The organism is Caenimonas sedimenti, from assembly GCF_007833165.1.
GTDB classification, from domain to species: Bacteria; Pseudomonadota; Gammaproteobacteria; order Burkholderiales; family Burkholderiaceae_C; genus Ramlibacter; species Ramlibacter sedimenti.
In genome coordinates this window covers 95024-113061 of the sequence record NZ_VOBQ01000017.1, presented here as the reverse complement: position 1 = coordinate 113061, position 18038 = coordinate 95024, and the positions used below count along the sequence as shown (strand labels likewise).

Below are 18038 nucleotides of genomic sequence, written 5' to 3'. Positions count from 1 at the left end.
TCGACGAACGGCCAGGGGGTCTGCGGGCACTTGGCTGGGAAAGCCAGGGCGCAACCGGCGCGAAGCCCGCGATTATAGCCCATTGTCAGGACTTGCCGGCCTTCAGCTTGCCCAGCACCGCGAAGGGGTGCTGGCGTTCGGCTTCGGCCAGATGGTAGGCCGGGTCCGCGCTGGACATTCTGACGGGCACCGGACAGGTCTCGTGCATGGGAGCCACGGGCAGATCCATGATCAACTCGTCCTCGACCAGTTCCAGCAGGTCGAATTCGCGGCTGAGAGCCAGGACCTCCTCCTCGGCCTCGTCGTCTTCGGCGGCAGCGGTGGCTTCGTCCGCCACGAAGCGGAACGGGCGTTCCAGCATCACCTCCACGTCGACCGGCTGCAGGCAGCGCTGGCAGGTCAAGGCGAAGGTGGCCTCCGCCTCCAGGTAGAGCCACATCTCAGGATGCACGTGCTCGGGATTGCGCAGCTCGCCGGTCGCCGTCCAGCGCACCTCATTGGAGGCGCTCACCGTCTCGAGTTCGGAAGCCAGCCGGGGGAACGAGAGCGCAGGCGTCACGCCGGCCAGGGTGCCGGCCTCCTCGGCAAAGCGGCGCACATCGAGGCGGCGCGGATCGAACTCCTTGGGCATGCAGGCAGTGTAAGAGAATCGAGCCATGAAGAAGGGTTCTTCCCCCGGTCCAACGCCTGCGCGCGCTGTCGTGCTGGGATCGACTTCGCGCTACCGCCGCGAACTGCTGGGCCGGCTGGGCATCGCCTTCCAAGTGGCTGCCCCCGAGGTCGACGAGGCCGCGCTGCCGGGCGAAGGCCCCGCCGCCTTGGCCAGCCGCCTCGGTCTGGCCAAGGCCCAGGCGGTCGCGGAGCGTTTCCCGGGCGCCGTCGTGATCGGCTCGGACCAGGTGGCGGACCTGGACGGCGAGGCCCTCGGCAAGCCTGGCGACCATGCGAATGCCGTGGCGCAGCTCAGCCGCATGCGCGGACGCAGCGTGCTCTTCCACACGGCGCTCAGCGTGGTCTGCCGCGAGACCGGCTTCCAGCAGCAGGACGTCGCCGTGGTGCGCGTCCGCTTCCGCGACCTGTCGGATGCGGAGATCGAGAGCTACCTGCGCCGCGAGCAGCCCTACGACTGCGCGGGCAGCGCGAAGAGCGAGGGGCTGGGCATCGCCTTGCTGGACGCGATCGAAAGCGATGACCCGACGGCGCTGGTCGGCCTGCCCCTGATCCGCACCTGCCGCATGTTGCGGGCCGCCGGCGTCCCGCTGCTGTGACGACGCCCGGCCGCCTCCTGCTCGTCCCGGGACCGCTCGATTTCGGCTGCGCGGCGCAGGTGCCGCTGGCGGACGTGCTGCCCGCCGGCACGCTGGCGGCGGCCGCCGGCCTCACGCACTGGATCTGCGAGAACGCGAAGACCGCGCGTGCGTACCTGAAACGCATCGGCGAGCTGCATCCCCTGGCCGCACCGCTGCAGCAGCAGGCGCTGGTGGAATTGCCGCGGGAAGTTCACAAGAAGGGTGACCACACGCCCCACGCGTTCGACGCGCGGCCGCTGCTGCAGCCGGCGCTGGATGGGCACGACGTCGGCCTGCTCAGCGAAGCGGGCATGCCCGCCATCGCGGACCCCGGCAGCTCCGTGGTGCGCGCCGCGCACGACCTGGGGCTGGCGGTGGTGCCGCTCGTGGGGCCGGTGTCGCTGCTGCTCACCCTGGCGGCCAGCGGCCTGAACGGCCAGAACTTCGCCTTCGTCGGCTACCTGCCGCAGGACCCGGATGGCCGCTTGCGCCGCCTCCGCGAGCTCGAAAAGATCGCGCTCGCCACCGGTCAGGCGCAGCTGTTCATCGAAACCCCCTACCGGAATTCGGCAGTCTGGCAGGCCCTGCTGCAGGCGTTGCAGCCGGCGACGCGGCTGGCGATCGGCTCGGGTCTCACACTGCCCTCAGCGAGTTGCCTGAGCGCCACTGCCTCCGCCTGGAAGAAGCGGCCCGCCCCCGTGGGCAACGACACGCCGGCAGTCTTCGGGATCGGCCGCTAGACGTTCGCCAGCCGCTAGCGGATCGGCTGCATCGTGCGCAGCGCCTTCACGGCACCCTCGCCGATGGCCGCCCCGAAGCGCTTGGCCAGTTTCTGGGCGACGTTCTCATGCCGGGTGTAGTCCACCAGTTCCTCGGCCTTCACCACTTCGCGAGCGACGTAGTCGAGGTTGCCCAGCTGGTCGGCCAGGCCCATGTCCACGGCCTGCTGGCCGGTCCAGAACAGGCCGCTGAACAGCTCCGGCGTTTCCTTCAGCCGCTTGCCGCGGCCGGCCTTGACCACGTCGATGAACTGCTTGTGGATCTGGTCCAGCATGCCCTGCGCATGGGCGCGGTGCCGCTCGGTCTGCGGGCTGAACGCGTCGAGGAAGCCCTTGTTCTCGCCCGCGGTCAGCAGCCGGCGCTCGACGCCCAGCTTGTCCATGAGGCCGACAAAACCGAAGCCCTCCATCAGGACGCCGATGCTGCCGACGATGCTGGCCTTGTCCACGAAGATGCGGTCCGCGGAGGCGGCGATGTAGTACGCGGCGGAAGCGCAGGACTCCTCGACCACGGCATACAGCGGCTTCTTGTGCTTGGCCTTCAGGCGGCGCAATTCGTCGTTGATGATGCCGGCCTGCACCGGGCTGCCGCCCGGCGAGTTGATCAGCAGCACGATGGCCTGCGCGCCCTGGTCCTCGAAAGCGGCCTTGGCGGCCGCCACGATGAATTCGGCGCTGGCCTCCGCCTCCGGCCCGATCTCGCCCTTGATCTCGATCACCGCGGTGTGCGCGGTCGATTTGTCGGTGCTGGGCGAACCCTTGAAACCCACCACCCAGATCAGGAAGACGAAGAACGCCAGCCAGGACAGACGGACGAAGCTGCGCCAGCGCCGCGCCGTGCGCTGCTCTTCGAGCGTCGCGAACAGCAGCTTCTCCATCGTCTGCCGCTCCCAGCCGGGCGCGACAGCAGCCGCCGCGGCCACAGGCGGCGGGTTCGGGGCGGTCGCGGCGGAAGGTGCAGCCTCGGGCGCCGGCGTCGCGGCGGGGCCGCCCGGGCTCTCGGGATCAGTCATTTAGAACTCGATGGGTTTCAGGTTGAAGGCAGTATGCCAGTGCACCACGCCATCGCGCTCGGTGAGGGCGATGGCCACCAGGCGGCCGCCGCGGCAGGGGCCGCCCACGCAGACACCGGTGTCGGGTTCGTAAGCCGCGCCATGGGTGCTGCAAAGCAGCCAGCGTCCGGTGTCGTCGAAGAAGCGGTTCGGCTGCCAGTCCATCTCCATCGCCACGTGCGCGCAGCGGTTCAGGTACGCGTGCGCCCCGCCCTGCCAGCGCACGGCGAAGGCCCGGCAGGTCTGGCCGCCGTAGATGACGTCGAAGGGCACGGCCAGGCCGCCATCCGCCAGGTCGGCCGAGTTGCACAGGGGAATGGCCTCGCCGTCCATGCTCAGGCGTTCCCCACCAGCCAGCTGTGCAGTTCAGCCACCGAATGCGCGACATGGCGCGGCCCCAGCGCCGCGAAGCCGGCCGTCTCGTGGGCGCCGTAGCTGACCCCCACGCTGGCGCAGCCGGCGTTCACCGCCATCTGCAGGTCGTGCGTGGTGTCGCCGACCATGAGCGTGCGTTCCGGCTCCACGCCGAACTGCTCCATCAGCTCGTGCAGCATGCGCGGATGCGGCTTGCCCGCGGTTTCGTCGGCCGTGCGCGAGCCGTCGAACACGCCTTTCAGCTGCACGGTGGTGAGCACGTCGTCGAGGCCGCGGCGCGACTTGCCGGTGGCCACCGCCAGCAGGTGGCCCCGCTCGCGCAGGCTCCCGAGCATTGGCAGCACGCCGTCGAACAGGCTCAGGTCATCCTGGTGCGCCAGGTAGTGCACGCGGTAACGCGCCCCGAGTTCCGCGTACTTCTCTTTCGGCACGTCAGGCGCCGCGTGGGCCAGCGCCTCCATCAGGCCCATCCCGATGACGTAGGCAGCCTCCCGGTCCGCCGGCACCGTGCCGCCGACATCGGCCACCGCCCGCTGGATGCAGCGCACGATGATCTTGGTGGAGTCGAACAGCGTGCCGTCCCAGTCAAAGGCGATCAGGTCGAATTGGCGCGGGGCTGGCATGGTCAACGTACTTCTGCAATTCAGGAGGTAAGGCGGCCTGGAGGCTGATGCGTTCGGCGCTCGCGGGATGATCGAACTGTAACCGCCAAGCGTGCAGGAACATGCGCTTCAGGCCCTGCTTCTGCAGTGCCTTGTTCCACTCGAAATCGCCGTACTTGTCGTCGCCCGCGATGCCGTGGCCCTGGCTGGCCAGGTGCACGCGGATCTGGTGCGTGCGGCCGGTCTTGATGGTCACCTCCAGCAGGGAGCAACCGGCCAGCCGCTGCGCGACCTTCACCAGCGTGATGGCCCGCATGCCGTCGGGATCGTCCTTGGGCACCACCTTGACGCGGCGCTCGCCGTCGTCCAGCAGGTACTTGTGCAGCGGCTGGTCGATGACTTTCTTGTTGCCGGGCCACTCGCCCTGCACGAGCGCGAGATAGGTCTTGCCGGTCTCCCGCTCGCGGAACTGGTCCTGCAGCCGGGTCAGGGCCGAGCGCTTCTTGGCCACGAGCAGGATGCCGGAGGTTTCGCGGTCGAGCCGGTGGACCAGCTCCAGCAGCTTCGCGGCCGGGCGTGCCTGGCGCAACTGCTCGATCACGCCGAAGCTGACGCCGCTGCCGCCATGCACCGCCACGCCGGCCGGTTTGTCGATGGCCAGCAGGTGGTCGTCCTCGAACAGGATGGGAAACTCGCGCGGCGGCGCCGGCTTGTCCAGCTTGCGTTCCATCGCCTCGGACACGCGCACCGGCGGCACCCGCACCACATCGCCCTCGCCCACCCGCGTGTCGGCGCCCGCGCGGCCTTTGTTCACCCGCACCTCGCCGCTGCGGATGATGCGGTAGACATGCGTCTTGGGCACGCCCTTGAGCACGCGCAGCAGGAAGTTGTCGAGGCGCTGGCCGGCGGATTCTTCCCCGACTGTCAGAAATTTGACCTCCGCGCTTGCAGCCCGCGGCGCGCCCCCTATAATCTGTTTCACTAGCGTTACGCTGTAAGTGGTTGATTTGGCTGGCAGTTTAGTCCACCCCACCACTTTCGCCACGCTGGAAGGTCGATGCCACCGTGGGTGTGGGCGAGCAGATTCCGGGCCAAAGCCCGTCATGGCCGCCCCGCTGCCGGCGCGGGCCGATTCCTTGAAACACGATACGGAATTCAAGTCCGTCAGCGCACTGCGCTGGCGGGCGGATCAAAGCGAGACAACGAAGTGCTGATGGCGATCCTCCTGGCATGCTGGCGCTGGCTTCTGCCCGCGCAACGCGTGCCGGCGTCATCCGCACCAGCCGACGGCGCACTCGCCGCGGCAACCCTCGCGGTGCATCTTTCGCACCGCGCGCTCGCCCCCATCCCTGTGCCTTTGCCACGCCTGCTGAGCTAGCCTCGGCACGCTGCGTCGCACTCCGGCAATTCCACTCGTTTCAAGGCGTCAGTCCCGGCACCGAATTCCGCGCCCCAAGGCGCGTTGAAGAAGTTCGCGACCCCTCGGGGGGCGCGTTGAAAGTTGAGGGACAGACCTATGAAGCGCATGCTCATCAATGCCACCCAGGCGGAAGAACGCCGGCTGGCGATCGTCGACGGACAAAAGCTCCTCGACTACGAAATCGAGATCGAAGGGCGCGAACAGCGCAAGGGCAACATCTACAAGGCGGTCGTCACCCGCGTCGAGCCGTCGCTGGAAGCCTGCTTCGTCGACTACGGCGAAGACCGCCACGGCTTCCTGCCGTTCAAGGAAATCTCCCGCCAGTACTTCGCCCAGGGCGTGCCCGTCTCCCAGGCCCGCATCAACGACGTGATCCGGGAAGGCCAGGAACTGCTGGTCCAGGTCGAGAAGGAAGAACGCGGCAACAAGGGCGCGGCCCTCACCACCTTCGTTTCCCTGGCTGGCCGCTACGTCGTGCTGATGCCCAACAACCCGCGCGGCGGGGGAGTCTCCCGGCGGATCGAGGGCGAGGACCGCGCCGAGCTCAAGGAGAACATGGACCAGTTGGAATACCCCAACGGCATGTCCATCATCGCCCGCACCGCCGGCATCGGCCGCAGCGCGCCCGAGCTGCAGTGGGACCTGAACTACCTGCTGAAGCTGTGGTCCGCCATCGACGGCGCGACCAAGGGGGCCAAGGGCGCTTTCCTGATCTACCAGGAATCGTCGCTCGTCATCCGCGCGATCCGTGACTACTTCAATCACGACATCGGCGACATCCTGATCGACACGGACGACATCTACGACCAGGCGCACCAGTTCATGGCGCACGTGATGCCGGAACACGCGGCACGCGTGAAGCGCTACCGCGACGACGCCCCCCTGTTCAGCCGCTTCCAGATCGAGCACCAGATCGAATCGGCCTATGCGCGTGAAGTGAAGCTGCCCTCCGGCGGCGTCATCGTCATCGACCACACCGAGGCGCTGGTCTCCATCGACGTCAACTCGGCGCGCGCCATCAAGGGCGGCGACATCGAGGAAACCGCGACCCGCACCAACCTGGAAGCCGCCGACGAAGTGGCCCGCCAGATGCGCCTGCGCGACCTGGGCGGCCTGATCGTCATCGACTTCATCGACATGGAAGAGTCGAAGAACCGCCGTGAGGTCGAGAACCGGCTGCGCGACGCGCTGCGGCAAGACCGCGCCCGCGTGCAGTTCGGCAGCATCAGCAAGTTCGGCCTGATGGAGATGAGCCGCCAGCGGCTGCGCCCGTCGCTGTCCGAAGGCGCCTCCATCCCCTGCCCGCGCTGCGGCGGCCACGGCCACATCCGCGACACGGAAAGCTCGGCGCTGCAGATCCTGCGGATCATCCAGGAAGAGTCCATGAAGGACGGCACGGCCGCCGTGCACGTGCAGGTGCCCGTGGAAGTCACCTCGTTCCTGCTGAACGAGAAGCGCCCCGAGATCGCCAAGATCGAACTCAAGCAGCGCATCAGCGTGATCCTCGTGCCGAACAAGACGCTCGAGACGCCGAACTACCGGCTGGAGCGCCTGAAGCACGACGACGCGCGCCTCGACAACATCAAGGCCAGCTACCACATGGCCGAAGAGATCGAGGACCCGACCGCCGTCACGCGCCGCTCGCACGAGCGCACCAACAAGCAGGAGCCGGTGATCAAGGGCGTGCTGCCCGATGCGCCGGCACCCATGCCGGTGGTCAAGCCGGAGCCGGCACCGGCTGTTCCTGCTCCGGTGGCCGTCAAGGCGCCCGCCCCGACGGCCGCGCGTGCGCCGGCCCCGGCGCCAGTGCAAGCCCCGGCCGAAAGCGGCTTCTTCTCCTGGGTCAAGGGCCTGCTGGGCATCACGCCCGCGGCCGAGCCGGCACCGGCGCCCGTGGCATCCGCGCCGGTGGCGCCCGTTCGAACGGAAGAAAAGCGTGAACATCGCGGCGATGGCCGCCGCGATGGCCGTCGCGGTGAAGGCCGTGGCGACCGCGATGGCCGCCGCGACGGCCGCCGGGGCGATGGCCGCGGCGGCGACCGGGACGGCCGCCGCGACGGTGAGCCGCGCCGCGAGCGCGCTGCCGCCGAGAGTGGCGAAGGCACGGGCCAGCCGCGCGTGGAAGGTCAGGGCGGCCAGGGTGGCCGCGGCGAGGGCCGGCGCGAGCGCGGCGAAGGCCGGGGCGAAGGCCGCGGGCAGGACGGCCGCCGCGAGCGCGGCGAAGGCCGGGGCGAGGCCCGCGAACCGCGCGAGAGCCGTGAACCGCGGGAAGGCCGCGAACCGCGGGAAAACCGCGAGCCGCGCGAACCCCGTGAGGCGCGCGAAGGCCGGGGCGAGGCCCGCGAACCGCGTGAGAACCGTGAGCCACGGGAGCCGCGTGAAGCGCGTGAACCGCGCGAAGGACGCGAGAACCGTGAACCGCGCGAGCCCCGTGAAGCACGAGGTGAGGTGGCCGGCGAGGTCCGGGGTGAGGCACGCGAGCCGCGCGAGGCCCGCGCTCCCCGCGAGACGCGCGATGACCGCGAGCCGCAGGAAAGCCGCGAACGGCATGAAGCCCGCCTGCGCCGCCAGCGCGAAGATGCGCAGGCGCGCGAGTCCGGCGAAGCCGCCCCCGCCGAGCCGCAGGAAGCCGGCGCCGAGGGCGCTCTGCCCGTGCAGGCGCAGGACCGTCCGCCCCGCGGTGAGCGTGGGGATCGCGGCGAACGCGGAGACCGCGGCGAAGGCCGCCGCGACGGCCGCCGGGGCCGGGGTGACCGTGAAGGCCGCGGCGACCGCGAAGGACGCGATAGCGTCAGCCCCGAAGCGACCGTGGAAGCGCAGGCCCTGGCCGGCGCCGGCGGTTCCGTCGGCGCGGTGACCGAATCCGCGGGCGACCAGCTGCCGCCGGGAACCAACCCGGTGCTGGAGTCGCACACGCATTTCGACGAGGCCAGCGCGGCCAACGCCGCCGAGAACGGCCCCGACGGCGAAGGCCGCCGCCGCTCCCGCGACCGTTATGGACGCGAACGCCGCGAGCGCGACGAGCGCCCGCAGCGCGACAGCCTGCCGGTGGGCGGCGCCGAACTGTCCGCCGGCGAGCAAGCCGCGGTGCCTGTGACGGCACCGGTGGCGGCCAGCGCTCCGGCGGCGCAGGCGCTGCCGCGCGTGACGGCGTACCAGTTGCCGGTGGAGACACTGGCGGGCGTGGCGCAGAGCTCCGGCCTGCAATGGGTGAACTCGGACGCAGCCAAGATCGCCGCGGCGCAAGCCGCGATGGCGGCCGAGCCGGCACCGGTGCGCACGCCGCGCGAGCGGCCGCCGGCCGTCGTGATCGAAGAAGGCCCGCTGGTGCTGGTCGAAACCAAGCGCGACCTGCGCAACCTGCCTCTCCCGTTCTGAGCCTTCACGCTGAAAAGTCGCTGCGCGACTTTTCAGCGTGGCTTGATCAGTGCGACGAAGCCCGGCAAAGCCGGATCTTCATCGCAAGGGAGGCCGGCCTGCATGCTATTCCGGCCGGCCTGGTGCCGCGGTGCGGAGGATTCAATCCCCCGCCGCGCGCTTCCATGCCAGAGCCGCGGCTTCCGCATCCTCCCGCTGCTCCGCCAATTCGGCCAGCGCGCGCCAGGCGCTGCGGTGCATGCGCGGGTCCTGCAGGCCCAGCGCCGCCTGGCGCAGCAGTTGCTGGGCCTTGCCCCAGAGCTGGCGCTTCATGCACGCCATGCCCGCCAGGTACTGCAGGTTGGGGTCACGCGGATTCGCTTTCTGCGCCGCCTCGATGCGGGCCAGCCAGGCGCCGTCCAGGCTGTCCAGGCCCTCTTCGAGCGCGCCCACCAGCTTCACCCTCAGGCTGTCCGGGAGCTGGCCCTGCGCCTCCCACACCGGCAGCAACCAGTCGCGCGCCAGGTGGGCGTCGCCGCCCAGCGTGGTGAGCCGGCGCGCGGCGTGGATCGCGACTTCGGGAACCGTGCGCTCCGCCGGCTCCAGCGTGGCCCAGGCGCGCTGCAGCTGCGCGACGTCGTAGGCGCCGTTCAGGGCATCGATGGCCAGGCCGCGAACGATGCTCTGCGCGGCGACCGGCGAAAAAGCATGGTGCTTGGCCAGCAGCCGTGCCGTGTCCAGCGCCTCGCGGGTCTGGCCCGCCAGGCGCGACGCCTTCAAGCGCGTGCGCAAAGCCAGCGTGCGCCGGGCCGCCCCCTGTGGCAACCCTTTCAGCCAGGTCAGGGCGGCCTGCGGCTCGCGGTCCTCCAGTGACCAGCGCGCCGCGCGCATCAGCACACCTTCGTGCGTGCCCTGCGCGTCGCGGGCAGCCGCGTGTTCCAGGGCCTGCTGCAGGTGCTCCTCGCGGCCCGTGCGGTCCTGCAGCGATTGCGCGCTTTCCGCGGCCAGGAGGTGGGCAAGCGCGCGCAGCTGGACGCCGTTGGCGGGCCGCCGGCCGGAGGCGGCCAGCGACGCCTCCTGCTGCAGCGCCGCCTCGGCCGACTTGCGCGCGCGGATGTAGCGGCCCGCCAGCATGTGCGACAGCGCGTCCAGCACCGAACCGTGCATGGCGCGCTCCTTCTGCTGGGTGCGCCAGCGCAGCGCCTGGCGCGGCAGGTCGAACAGCGCGGCCAGCGCGCCGAGCGCCGCATGCAGGAACAGGAACGCGCCGAGCAACAGCAGCAGCACCAGGTTGAGCGACAGGTCGATGCGGTAGGGCGGCCAGAACAGCGTCACCGTGCCCTGGTTGTTGCCCGCGAACAGGGCCACCGCCACCGCGATGGCGAAGAGCACCAGGAGCCAGAGTGCCGCGCGCATCGGGCCTAGCGCCCCGCCGCGGCGGTCGCCAGCGCGGCCAGGGTTTCGTCCATGCGCGGCACTTCGGCCACGCGCACCTGGGCCTGCACCTGCTGCAGTTGCGTGGCCACCTGCTGCGTGCGGCGCGAGGCCGGGTCGAAATACTTGTGCAGGGTGGCGACTGCGGCAGCGACGTCGGTGCGGGCCGCCTCGTTCTGGCGGGCCAGCAGCGAGAGCCGTGCGTTCAACAGCTTGAGCTTGAGGTTCTCGCGCAGGAAGAAGGTCTGCTCCGGCGCCAGCAGCGCGGCCTCGGGCTGGTCGATGCGGCTGACGCGCACCAGGCCGCGGGCCTCGTCGAGCACGGCATCGCGCCACTTCTGCCACCACAGCGCCTGACCGGCCGCCGGTGTGGTCCGCCGCGCCGCGTCGAGCGCCCCGCGCGCCGGCACCTGGTTCGCCACCGGCAGCTCGTCGATCTGCCGCGCCAGGTCGTCGAGGCGGGCGAGCACGCCGGGTACGTCGGTCACCGTCGCCGCCTTGATGCGGTCCACATCTCGTGCAATCGCCGCGCGCAGCCGGGCGAGGCGGGGCTGCGCCGCGCGCGCCAGGCGCTGATCGGCGGTGCGCAGCGCGGCCAGCAAAGGCTCCGCGCTGCCGGTCAGCTGCGTCTGCTGCTGCGCCAGCCGCAGCGCGGACTCGATGTCGACCACCAGGTTTTCGTCGCGCGAGCGCGAGAGGCTCTGCATCAGTTCCTCGAGCTGGCTGCGCTGCAGCGCAACCTCGCTCACGCGCGACTCCAGCAGCACCTGCCGGGCCGACGCATCGCGCGCCACCTCCTGGGCCTGCTGCGCCAGGGCGCGCGCCGCCATCGACGTGGCGGCGCTGTCCGCGCTCTGCCGCGCGAGCTGTTCCTGGATGTGGGTCAGGTTCTGCCACAACAGCGCTCCCAGCACCAGCGAAGCGCCGGCCATCACCACCAGGGCGATCAGGGCGCCGCGCGGCACGGCGATGATGCGGTCATTCACCGGCACGACCATGGTCGACACGGCGTGCCCCACCGGCAGGGCCGGCGCGGGGTCGGGCGGTGGCGTGCCGGGTGCGTTCATCGGCGCGATTCTATCGACGCGAGCACGTCGCCCAGCGCCGGGCGCGTCTCGTCCACCACGCCGAAGCCCGCGTCCCGTGCCGCAACGGCGATGCGTGGGTGGGTCGCCAGAGCGCGCGCGGCGGACCAGTCCTGGCCCGGCAGGAGGGCGCGCAAATGGCCCACGGCCTCGGAACTGCTGAACAGCCAGAGCGAACCGTCGGCCGACGCTTCGCGCGCAGCCGCCAGCTGGGAGCCGGTCCAGCCCGGTGCGCCCCGCGTGTAGGCCACGACGCTCTCGGTGCGGGCCCCACGCGCGGCAACCTGCTCCGCCAGCCATTCCCGGCCGGCCGCGCGGCCGGTGGCATCGCCACCGCGCACCAGCAGCACGGCGCCCCCGGTGCGTACCTGGGGGCCGACTTCGCGCCAGAGCGCTTCCGAATCGAACTGCTCGGCATCGGGCGCGGGCGCGTCGATGCAGGCGGCAGGCACTCCGGCCGCGCGCAAGGCGTCGCGCGTGCCGGGGCCCGGCGCCCAGGCGCGCGGACCGGCAGGCCAGGCCGCGCCGGCCGCGAAGAAACCTTGCACGGCGTTGGCGCTGACGAAGAGGGCGGCCTGGCAAGCGGACAGCCGCGCCCAGGCGGCGCGGACCGCCGTGGGATCCGGCGCCGGGCCGATCGCGATGAGGGGCAGCACCAGGGGATCGATGCCGCGCGCCGCGAAGTCCGCCGCCCAGGCACGCGACTCCGGCTCGGGCCGCGTCAGGACCACGCGCATGACGGTCCCTCTAACCGGCGCCGGCCGCGCGCAGCTTGGCCGCGACGCTTTCGCCGAGCACGGCCGCCTGCGCCAGGTCGGCCACGACTGCCGCGCCGCGAGCCCTCACCAATGGCCCGGCCTGCTCCGCATCGCCCCAGGCCGCGGCGAGCTGCACGTATTCGCCCTCCATGCGCGCGTGAGCGGCCAGCGGCATGGAGCAGCTACCGCCCATGGCGCGGCTGACCGCGCGTTCGGCGGCCACGCACAACCAGGTGCCCTGATGCGCCATGGGGGCAAGCGCCTGCGCAACATCCATGCGGCCGGCCCGGATCTCGATGCCGAGCGCGCCCTGCCCGGCCGCGGGCAGCATGTCGGCCGGTTCGAACACCTGGCGGATGCGCTCGGCCAGGCCCAGGCGCTTGAGGCCGGCGGCGGCGAGCACGATCGCGTCGTACTGGCCGTCGTCCAGCTTGCGCAGGCGGGTGTCGAGATTGCCGCGCAGGGGTTCGATCCTGAGGTCGGGCCGGGCCGCCATCAGCAGGACCACGCGGCGCAAGCTCGACGTGCCGACAACGGCGCCCTGGGGCAGTGCTTCGAGAGACGCGAAGCGGCTGGAGACCAGGGCGTCGCGCGGATCCTCGCGTTCCAGCACGCAGGCCAGTTCGAACCCGTCCGGCAACTCCATCGGCACATCCTTCAGGGAGTGCACGGCCAGGTCGGCACGGCCTTCCTCCAGCGCCGTCTCGAGTTCTTTCACGAACAGGCCCTTGCCGCCGACCTTGCTCAAGGTGCGATCCAGGATCTGGTCGCCGCGGGTGGTCATGCCCAGCAACGACGCGGTGTGGCCGCCCTGTTCGAGCAAGGCCTTCACGTGCTCGGCCTGCCAGAGGGCGAGCCGGCTTTCGCGGGTGGCGATGGTGAAATGCGGCACGTAACCAGAACGGAATCGGGGGGCGGAAGTCGATGCTAGCATGCACGTTGCCAGAACAATGAGCACGCACCGCCCCAACCCGCGCGGTGCCGCACCCCCCGGAGAGAGAAGCATGCCGCCCAGTGCCACGACGCCTCCAGCGCGTCGCGCGAAGGACAACGAACGCCCGCTGGTGGAAGACATCCGCCTGCTCGGACGCATCCTGGGAGACGTGCTGCGGGACCAGGAAGGCGTGGACGCCTACGAGCTCGTCGAGCGCATCCGCAAGCTCTCGGTTGCCTTCCGCCGCGACGCCGACCACGAAGCCGACAAGGCGCTCAAGTCGCTGCTGAAGGCGCTCTCCAGCGACCAGGCGGTGAGCGTGATCCGGGCCTTCACCTATTTCAGCCACCTCGCCAACCTGGCCGAGGACCGCCACCACATCCGCCGCCGCCAGGTGCACGAACGCGCCGGCGACACGCAGGAAGGCAGCATCGAGGTGGCGCTGGCGCGCCTGCGCTGGGCCGGCATCGGCGCCAAGGCCGTGGCGCAGACGCTGGCGCACAGCTACCTGTCGCCCGTGCTCACCGCGCACCCCACCGAAGTCCAGCGCAAGAGCATCCTGGATGCGGAACGCGACATCGCGCGCCTGCTCACCGAGCGCGACGAGATCAAGGCGCGGGCGCTGCCCAAGGACGCCCTCGCCCCGCGCGAACTGGCCGCCAACGAGGCGCACATCCGCGCCCGCGTGCTGCAGCTGTGGCACACGCGCCTGCTGCGCTTCACCAAGCTCACCGTGGCCGACGAGGTGGAAACGGCGCTGAGCTACTACGAGGCGACCTTCCTGCGCGAGATTCCCAAGCTGTACACGCAGCTGGAGCAGGAACTCGGCAACCACCCGGTGGCCAGCTTCCTGCGCATGGGCCAGTGGATCGGCGGCGACCGCGACGGCAACCCCAACGTCAGCGCCGAGACCCTCGAATACGCCCTGCGCCGCCAGTCCGAAGTGGCGTTGCGCTACTACCTGACCGAGCTGTTCTGGCTGGGCAGCGAGCTGTCGCTCTCGGCCATGCTGGTCCCGGTCACGCCCGAGATGCGCGCGCTGGCCGACGGCTCACCCGACGGCAGCGAACACCGGCAGGACGAGCCCTATCGGCGCGCCGTCACCGGCATGTATGCACGCCTGGCGGCCACGCTGAAGGAGCTGACCGGCGGTGACGCCGCCCGGCACGCCGTGGCGCCGCAGAACGCCTACCGCCGCGCCGAGGAGTTCATGGCGGACCTGCGCACGATCCGCGCATCGTTGCTCGCGCACCATGGCGCCGCCCTGGTGCACCAGCGCCTGCACGCGCTGATCCGCGCGGTGGAGGTGTTCGGCTTCCACCTGGCGACAGTCGACTTGCGGCAGAACTCCGAGCAGCACGAGGAAGTGGTGGCCGAACTGCTGGCGGCGGCACGCATCACGCCCACCTACCGCAAGCTGGATGAAGCGGCCAAGCGCGAGGTGCTGCTCCAGCTGCTGAATGACGCGCGGCCGCTGCGCGTCTGGGGCGTCGACTACAGCGAGCACGCCCGCAAGGAGCTCGCGATCTTCGAATCCGCGGTCCGCATGCGCGAGCGCTATGGCGTGCAGGCGATCAAGCACTACATCATCAGCCACACCGAGACGGTCAGCGACCTGCTGGAGGTGCTGCTGCTGCAGAAGGAGGTCGGCCTGGTGCGCGGGACGCTGGACGCCAACGCGATCGCCGACCTGATCGTGGTGCCGCTCTTCGAAACCATCGAGGACCTGCGCAATGCCGCCCCCATCATGCGCGAGTTCTATGCGCTGCCCGGCATCGCCAAGCTGGTGCAACGCTCGGGCGCCGAGCAGGACATCATGCTCGGCTACAGCGACAGCAACAAGGACGGTGGCATCTTCACCAGCAACTGGGAGCTGTACCGCGCCGAGATCGCGCTGGTCGATCTCTTCGACCAGCTCGCCAATTCGCACAACATCCAGCTGCGCATGTTCCATGGCCGCGGCGGCACGGTGGGCCGCGGCGGCGGGCCGAGCTACCAGGCGATCCTGGCGCAACCGCCGGGCACCGTGCGCGGGCAGATCCGCCTGACCGAGCAGGGCGAGGTGATCGCGTCGAAGTACGCCAACTCCGAGATCGGCCGGCGCAACCTGGAGACACTGGTCGCGGCGACGCTGGAGGCGACACTGCTGCAGCCGACCAAGCCGGCGCCGAAAGTGTTCCTGGACACGGCGGCCAGGTTGTCGGAGGCCAGCATGGCCGCGTACCGCGGGCTGGTCTACGAGACGCCCGGCTTCGTGGACTATTTCTTCAGCGCCACGCCCATCCGCGAGATCGCGGAGCTGAACATCGGCTCGCGCCCGGCCTCGCGCAAGGCCAACCAGCGCATCGAGGACCTGCGCGCCATCCCCTGGAGCTTCAGCTGGGGCCAGTGCCGGCTCACGCTGCCGGGGTGGTACGGCTTCGGCTCCGCGGTGGAAGGCCTGCTGGCCGGCGCCGGCAAGGAGCGCAAGGAGGCCGTCGCGCTGCTGCAGAAGATGTACCGCCAATGGCCCTTCTTCAAGGCGCTGCTGTCCAACATGGACATGGTGCTGGCGAAGAGCGACCTGGCGCTCGCCTCGCGCTACGCCGAACTGGTCGGCGACGCCCGGCTGCGCAAGCGCATCTTCGGCCAGATCGAGGCCGAGTGGCACCGCACGGTGGAGGCGCTGGCCCTGGTCACGGGCGAGAAGCATCGCCTCTCCGGCAACGCGGCGCTGGCGCGCTCCATCAAGCACCGCTTTCCGTACATCGACCCGCTGCACCACCTGCAGGTGGAACTGGTGCGGCGCTGGCGGCAAGGCCAGCACGACGAACGGGCCAAGCGGGGCATCCATCTGTCCATCAACGGCATCGCCGCAGGGCTGCGCAACACCGGTTGATCAGGTTCCGAGCAGCTCGCCGACCGGCTTGAGGTGATCGACGCGGTCGCACACCGCCTTGATCGCCATCAGGATCGGGATCCCGAGCAGGAGCCCCCAGACGCCCCAGAGCCAGCCCCAGGCCAGCACCCCGATGAACACCGCGACGGCATTCATGCGGCTCGTCTTGCTGGTGGCCCAGGGCACCAGCAGGTAACCCTCGATGGTGTTGATCAGCAGCGAGATGCCGCCCACCAGCAGCGCCATGTCGATCTGGCCGAACTGCAGGAAAGCGACCAGAGAGGCGCCGCCGGTCACCACCAGCGAGCCCATGTAGGGCACCAGGTTGAGCACCCCGGCGGCGACGCCCCACACCGCCGCGTGGTTCAGGCCGAGCATGGCGAAAGCGATGCCGGTCGCCAGGCCCACGCCGACGCTCGCCGCCAACTGCACCACCAGGTAGCGCTGCATCTGCGCGTTGATCTCGTCCAAAGCCTGCACCGTGAGCTTCTTCTCCGAAAGCCCCGGCCCGGTGATCTTCACCAGCTTGCGCCGGAACGTGTCCCCGGACATCAGCATGAAGTAGGTGAGGAAGGTGACCAGCACGATCTGGCCGAGGAGGCTGGCGAGACCCAGCGTTCCGGACACCAGGTGGTCCCGCAGGTCGAAGCGGGGCTTCTCGATGATCACGCGGGCGACGCCGCGGGCGTTCGGGGCGCTGGTGGCGCCGCCTGCCTCCTCGGCCGCTTTCTGCAGTTCGGCCGCCGCCTTCTGCACGGTCTCCAGCGTGGTGTCGGGCGCCCGCGCCTGCTTGCGCACGCTGTCACGCAGCTTGGCCGCCGCCGCCGGCAGCGAGGTGATCAACTCGTTCGCATCGTCCGCCAGCGCGTAGACCGAGGAGCCGGCGGCCCCCAGGATGCCGAGGATCAGCACCGCCGCGCTGAGGGCCCGGGGAATCTTGCGCCGGGCCAGCCAGTCGACGACCGGCGACAGCGCGTAGCTGAAGACGAGGCTGATCATCAGCGGGATGAAGAAGCCGCTGGCCCACTTCAACACCGCCAGGACGGCGATGCAGGTCAGGACCACCAGCATCACGCTGCGCACGTCCGCCGGCAGCGGCAGCAGCACGTGCGGCGGCGCTTTCGGGTCGACCGGCGTGCGCGTGGCGGCAATGGCGTCCGACACTTCGTCGCTTACGGGGGTTTCGTCACTCAAGGGGCCATCTCCAAAGGGCCGGATGAGAATACCCCGCCAGGCATATGGATGGGGCAGCAACGGCCGCGCAGCCGCAAAACGCGCCGCAGGCCTACCCGCCGGCTGCCTCTTGGCCTACCCCGCGATCGCCTCGCGCACCGCGCTCAACTGCCGGCGGGACACCGCGAGCGATTCCTCGACCCCGGTCAGGCGCACGGCCCAGCCTTCTCCCTCCTCCGGGTCGTAGTGCTTCTCCAGCGCCCGGATCGCGCGGCGCGACACCAGCGCATTGCGATGCACCCGCAGGAACTGGGCGCCATGGCGTTCCTCCAGTTCGCTCAGCGAGCCGTCCAGGATGTAGCTGCGGACCGACGTGCGCACCGTCACGTACTTCAGTTCCGCCTTGAAATACAGCACCTCGGCCACCGGCACGCGTTCGGTCCGGCCCCGGTCCTGGATGACGAGCACGTCCGGCGCACCCGCCGCGGGAGCGGCCTGGCGCCCCTGCAGGGCGCGCTCGGCCTTTTGCAGGGCGATCTGCAGGCGTTCCAGCCGCACCGGCTTGGTCAGGTAATCCACCGCTTCGAGGTCGAAGGCCGCGACCGCATGCTCGGCATAGGCGGTCACGAAGATCACCACGGGCGCGGACGGCAGGGCGCGCAGGGCCTGCGCGAGCGCGAGCCCGTCGGCGCCCGGCATGTGGATGTCGAGCAGCACGGCGTCGAAAGGCTGCCGCCGCATCTGTTCCATCGCCTGGGCCGCATTGCCGGCCTCGCCCGCGACGTCGCCAGCCGGGGCGTTGCATCCGGCCAGCAGCGTGCGCAGCCGTGACCGCGCGAGCGGCTCGTCGTCGACCAACAACAGTTTCAAACCCATGGCTCCCCCGCACTCGCGTGCCGGCC

Annotated in this window: 16 protein-coding genes; 5 read left to right on the top strand and 11 right to left on the bottom strand. The window is 70.5% G+C overall.

Going from position 1 to position 18038, the window contains the following annotated elements:
• Positions 1 to 85 precede the first annotated feature (85 nt).
• Positions 86 to 631, bottom strand: a complete 546-nt coding sequence (locus FN976_RS21255; RefSeq protein ID WP_145895075.1) for a YceD family protein — start codon at positions 629 to 631, stop codon at positions 86 to 88.
• A 25-nt stretch (positions 632 to 656) separates the two neighbouring features.
• On the opposite strand from FN976_RS21255, the gene FN976_RS21250 reads away from it, so the two are divergent.
• A complete protein-coding gene (locus FN976_RS21250; RefSeq protein WP_145895074.1) occupies positions 657 to 1268 on the top strand; it encodes a Maf family nucleotide pyrophosphatase in 612 nt (203 codons plus the stop codon).
• Entirely contained in the window at positions 1265 to 2029 is a 765-nt protein-coding gene (locus FN976_RS21245) for an SAM-dependent methyltransferase (protein ID WP_145895073.1), read from the top strand. The genes FN976_RS21250 and FN976_RS21245 overlap by 4 nt, the downstream gene beginning before the upstream one ends.
• Positions 2030 to 2043: 14 nt before the next feature.
• On the opposite strand, the gene FN976_RS21240 is transcribed toward FN976_RS21245, so the two are convergent.
• From FN976_RS21240 to FN976_RS21225, 4 genes are read right to left on the bottom strand one after another with little or no spacing between them, the layout of a single operon-like run.
• Entirely contained in the window at positions 2044 to 3081 is a 1038-nt protein-coding gene (locus FN976_RS21240) for a S49 family peptidase (protein ID WP_145895072.1), read from the bottom strand.
• Positions 3082 to 3453: a Rieske (2Fe-2S) protein gene (locus tag FN976_RS21235; RefSeq protein ID WP_145895071.1), complete on the bottom strand. Its 372-nt coding sequence runs from the start codon at positions 3451 to 3453 to the stop codon at positions 3082 to 3084.
• Positions 3454 to 3455: 2 nt separating this feature from the next.
• A complete protein-coding gene (locus tag FN976_RS21230; RefSeq protein WP_145895070.1) occupies positions 3456 to 4118 on the bottom strand; it encodes an HAD family hydrolase in 663 nt (220 codons plus the stop codon).
• On the bottom strand, positions 4081 to 5079 hold the full coding sequence (locus tag FN976_RS21225) for an RluA family pseudouridine synthase (protein WP_432417881.1): 999 nt from the start codon (positions 5077 to 5079) through the stop codon (positions 4081 to 4083). The genes FN976_RS21230 and FN976_RS21225 overlap by 38 nt, the downstream gene beginning before the upstream one ends.
• A gap of 231 nt (positions 5080 to 5310) precedes the next feature.
• Between FN976_RS21225 and FN976_RS28975 the strand changes: the two genes are divergently transcribed.
• Together FN976_RS28975 and FN976_RS21220 are read left to right on the top strand one after the other, a co-directional pair.
• Complete coding sequence (locus FN976_RS28975; RefSeq protein ID WP_186511062.1) at positions 5311 to 5475, top strand: hypothetical protein; 165 nt, start codon at positions 5311 to 5313, stop codon at positions 5473 to 5475.
• Between the two features lie 138 nt (positions 5476 to 5613).
• Positions 5614 to 8895: an Rne/Rng family ribonuclease gene (locus FN976_RS21220; RefSeq protein ID WP_145895068.1), complete on the top strand. Its 3282-nt coding sequence runs from the start codon at positions 5614 to 5616 to the stop codon at positions 8893 to 8895.
• 141 nt (positions 8896 to 9036) lie between these two features.
• Here FN976_RS21220 and FN976_RS21215 read toward each other — a convergent pair whose 3' ends face one another.
• The 4 genes from FN976_RS21215 to hemC are packed head-to-tail and all read right to left on the bottom strand — an operon-like array spanning position 9037 to position 13085.
• Positions 9037 to 10290: a heme biosynthesis protein HemY gene (locus FN976_RS21215; protein WP_145895067.1), complete on the bottom strand. Its 1254-nt coding sequence runs from the start codon at positions 10288 to 10290 to the stop codon at positions 9037 to 9039.
• 5 nt (positions 10291 to 10295) lie between these two features.
• Positions 10296 to 11375 carry a uroporphyrinogen-III C-methyltransferase gene (locus FN976_RS21210; RefSeq protein WP_145895066.1) on the bottom strand — a complete coding sequence of 360 codons (1080 nt, stop codon included), beginning with the start codon at positions 11373 to 11375 and terminating at the stop codon, positions 10296 to 10298.
• Complete coding sequence (locus FN976_RS21205; protein WP_145895065.1) at positions 11372 to 12130, bottom strand: uroporphyrinogen-III synthase; 759 nt, start codon at positions 12128 to 12130, stop codon at positions 11372 to 11374. Before FN976_RS21205 ends, FN976_RS21210 begins: the two co-directional genes overlap by 4 nt.
• Before the next feature lie 10 nt (positions 12131 to 12140).
• Positions 12141 to 13085, bottom strand: a complete 945-nt coding sequence (gene hemC / locus FN976_RS21200; RefSeq protein WP_145895064.1) for a hydroxymethylbilane synthase — start codon at positions 13083 to 13085, stop codon at positions 12141 to 12143.
• A 70-nt stretch (positions 13086 to 13155) separates the two neighbouring features.
• Here hemC and ppc point away from each other — a divergent pair, with 70 nt between their 5' ends.
• Positions 13156 to 15963, top strand: a complete 2808-nt coding sequence (gene ppc / locus FN976_RS21195; RefSeq protein WP_145895063.1) for a phosphoenolpyruvate carboxylase — start codon at positions 13156 to 13158, stop codon at positions 15961 to 15963.
• On the opposite strand, the gene FN976_RS21190 is transcribed toward ppc, so the two are convergent.
• Both FN976_RS21190 and FN976_RS21185 read right to left on the bottom strand, forming a co-directional pair.
• Positions 15964 to 17157 (bottom strand): AI-2E family transporter, encoded by a 1194-nt coding sequence (locus tag FN976_RS21190; RefSeq protein WP_255440653.1) that lies wholly within the window; start codon positions 17155 to 17157, stop codon positions 15964 to 15966. It lies immediately after the preceding gene.
• Positions 17158 to 17271: 114 nt separating this feature from the next.
• Positions 17272 to 18012, bottom strand: a complete 741-nt coding sequence (locus FN976_RS21185) for a LytR/AlgR family response regulator transcription factor (protein WP_145895062.1) — start codon at positions 18010 to 18012, stop codon at positions 17272 to 17274.
• Between the last annotated feature and the right edge of the window lie 26 nt (positions 18013 to 18038).

Bases quoted from the DNA above. Each gene is read 5' to 3' on its own strand.
- FN976_RS21255 (WP_145895075.1), bottom strand. From the start codon at position 631: ATGCCCAAGGAGTTCGATCCGCGCCGCCTCGATGTGCGCCGCTTTGCC.
- FN976_RS21250 (WP_145895074.1), top strand. From the start codon at position 657: ATGAAGAAGGGTTCTTCCCCCGGTCCAACGCCTGCGCGCGCTGTCGTG.
- FN976_RS21240 (WP_145895072.1), bottom strand. From the start codon at position 3,081: ATGACTGATCCCGAGAGCCCGGGCGGCCCCGCCGCGACGCCGGCGCCC.
- FN976_RS21235 (WP_145895071.1), bottom strand. From the start codon at position 3,453: ATGGACGGCGAGGCCATTCCCCTGTGCAACTCGGCCGACCTGGCGGAT.
- FN976_RS21230 (WP_145895070.1), bottom strand. From the start codon at position 4,118: ATGCCAGCCCCGCGCCAATTCGACCTGATCGCCTTTGACTGGGACGGC.
- FN976_RS28975 (WP_186511062.1), top strand. From the start codon at position 5,311: ATGGCGATCCTCCTGGCATGCTGGCGCTGGCTTCTGCCCGCGCAACGC.
- FN976_RS21220 (WP_145895068.1), top strand. From the start codon at position 5,614: ATGAAGCGCATGCTCATCAATGCCACCCAGGCGGAAGAACGCCGGCTG.
- FN976_RS21215 (WP_145895067.1), bottom strand. From the start codon at position 10,290: ATGCGCGCGGCACTCTGGCTCCTGGTGCTCTTCGCCATCGCGGTGGCG.
- FN976_RS21210 (WP_145895066.1), bottom strand. From the start codon at position 11,375: ATGAACGCACCCGGCACGCCACCGCCCGACCCCGCGCCGGCCCTGCCG.
- FN976_RS21205 (WP_145895065.1), bottom strand. From the start codon at position 12,130: ATGCGCGTGGTCCTGACGCGGCCCGAGCCGGAGTCGCGTGCCTGGGCG.
- hemC (WP_145895064.1), bottom strand. From the start codon at position 13,085: ATGCTAGCATCGACTTCCGCCCCCCGATTCCGTTCTGGTTACGTGCCG.
- ppc (WP_145895063.1), top strand. From the start codon at position 13,156: ATGCCGCCCAGTGCCACGACGCCTCCAGCGCGTCGCGCGAAGGACAAC.
- FN976_RS21185 (WP_145895062.1), bottom strand. From the start codon at position 18,012: ATGGGTTTGAAACTGTTGTTGGTCGACGACGAGCCGCTCGCGCGGTCA.